The sequence below is a fragment of the Rhodoferax sp. genome, from assembly GCF_014859475.1.
Taxonomy (GTDB): domain Bacteria; phylum Pseudomonadota; class Gammaproteobacteria; order Burkholderiales; family Burkholderiaceae_C; genus Rhodoferax.
On sequence record NZ_JACUUE010000296.1, the window covers coordinates 1 to 2238 of the forward strand.

The 2238-nt window shown below is 57.3% G+C and carries 1 protein-coding gene; it reads right to left on the bottom strand.

Annotation, left to right across the window (positions count from 1 at the left end; genetic code table 11):
- Window positions 1-94: 94 nt before the first annotated feature.
- Window positions 95-2059: an IS1634 family transposase gene (locus IBX54_RS14575; protein WP_296543375.1), complete on the bottom strand. Its 1965-nt coding sequence runs from the start codon at window positions 2057-2059 to the stop codon at window positions 95-97.
- Window positions 2060-2238: the final 179 nt, after the last annotated feature.

The following is a 2238-nucleotide window of genomic DNA, read 5'->3' on the forward strand; positions in this document are numbered from 1 at the left end:
CCGGTCTTTAACAGCCCCCCAAAAACACTGATACAAATCAACGGCTTAGCGTGAACTGGTATTTTTTAGGTGTAATTTACTCGTTATTGCGAACTCAAACGACAAGTTTTCTGGTGCTGCCCGGTGACGCATCAATGCCAAGCGCGCGGTAAATCCGGGCCAACTCTGGCTCGGCCTTGGAAGTCTTGCGAACATGCAGCATGCGCCCATCGGCGCGGCGCATGCTGGTGGTGGTGCGCCGTTGCCCCTGCATCGTCTTGCGCAGACTCTCCCAGCTGTCATTGATTTGTGCCTGCGCCTTGAGCTCGGTGCGAATCAACTGCACACACTGATACGCCAGCACCGTGATGAACAAATGCCCATCGGCGCGATCCTCCTTGTGATGAAACACCGGGCGCAGCCCCAGCTCAGTCTTGAAACTGCGAAACACACTCTCAATATCGGTCAAACTCGAATACGTCTGCCACAACTTCTGTGCATCCCAGTCCAGCACATTGGTGCGCAAACAATACACCCCCGGATGAGTGGCCATGGTGCCACTGACCCACTCTTGTTTCCAGCTCAGCGCCGTGGCATTTTTACCTGCCTCATCGCCCGTGAGCGTGATCTGGTAATGCTGACTCACCCCTCGGCTTCTTTGCTTGAGCCGGCCAATGCGCTCATTCAATTTGTCCATGCGTTTTTCACTGCGCGGCTTGCTCAGCCCATCGGCTATTTTCTTCAGGCCCGCTTCAAAGGCGGTGCAAAAACGCTGGCTCATCGCCTGTTCCTTGGCTTGTCTGCCCTCAGAGTGACAATGCAGCTGCACCTCCTGGCCATCGGCACTGAGCACCTTTTGCAGGCGAACCGTCTCGCCCCCCATGGTCTGGGTTGATACCGATTGCTGGGCATCAAACTCACGCACCCCACCCCGGCGCACCACCAGGTAGCGGTACTTGTGCTCGATCAACCAGTCGATGTTGGCCTGGGTGGCAATACCCGCGTCCATGATCACCAATGCACCCACTGGGGCGGCCAAATCAGTGAGCATCACTTGCAGCGTGGTGCCCTCACTGACGTTGCCCTCAAAGGTCTTGGAGCGCCGCACAAAGCCACTGCCGTCAAGCACCAGCCCCAGCGTCACCAGCGGGCAGTCGCTGCGCTTTTCTTTGGAGCGGCCAAACCGGGCTTTGGGGTTGTTTGTCGCTTGCCCTTCAAAGTAGGTGTTGGTCAGGTCGTACAGGGTGACGGTCTCGGTCAGACTAAACAGCGTTGTCACGGCACCAAAGACATGCGCTTCAATGGCCTGGCGGTGTTTCATCAGCAAATCCGAGGCCCGGTACAGCCGCATGTGCGACAAGCCCTCAAAGTCCACATCCAGCAATTCACCCAGGGCGCTGTGTCTTTGCAGCCAATCCCAGGTGGCCAGCTCCGAGCCCGGTGCGGCAATGCGCCCGATGAGGTTGCCCACAATGCACGCGCGCATCACACCGTTGATGCCCAGCGCTGTGAGTTTGTCCACCAGGCTCAACTGATTGATGGCGTGCAGGGCGACGTGCTCCACGCCCACGCTGCGTGGCAGACTGTCCACCATGGAGGCAATGTCGACGTGTTGCAGGTCGACTGCGCCACATACGCCCGCAGCACTGCAGATGTTTCCTGCAGTGGCAGGCGCTGGCGCGGTTTGATCCGCAGCACCCCGGGTTTGAGCAGTCGTGTTGGCGGCGTGCGCCGAGTCGGCACTGAGTTCACTCGCAGGTGCCGGTGTGGCTTGCGTGCTCGCAGCCGCGCCGGGTTTGTCGCTTGCGCGGGCGATGAGTTGGCCGACGTAGCGTTGGGCGGCGCGCTCAAGGTGTGGCGGGCATTTGATCTCGCACAGCAGGGCCTGTGGGGCCAGCAGTTGTTCGATGCGACTGCACAGCAGTGGCCAGTCGTCTTGGACTACGGGGAAGTGTCGTCCCAGGTTGAGTACGGTGATTTGACGCACCTTGCCCGCAATGCGCTCACCGCGCACGAGTCGGTAGGTGAAGTAGCCCTCGCCTGTGGCTTTGTTGCTGGTGCGGGTTTGTCTAATAAACATGCGTGCCATGCTAGCCGCAAAAACACGAAAATCGAAATTTAAGCAAAAATTCTATGGCACAACAAAACGGAAACAAAAATCAAAGGGTAAAAAAACCTATATAAATCAATGTGCTGCGTTTTTTATAGCTATCGAAAATGGGGGTTGCTATTGTTTTTGATGTTAAACCCCGGTTAGGA

Bases quoted from the DNA above. Each gene is read 5' to 3' on its own strand.
- IBX54_RS14575 (WP_296543375.1), bottom strand. From the start codon at position 2,059: ATGTTTATTAGACAAACCCGCACCAGCAACAAAGCCACAGGCGAGGGC.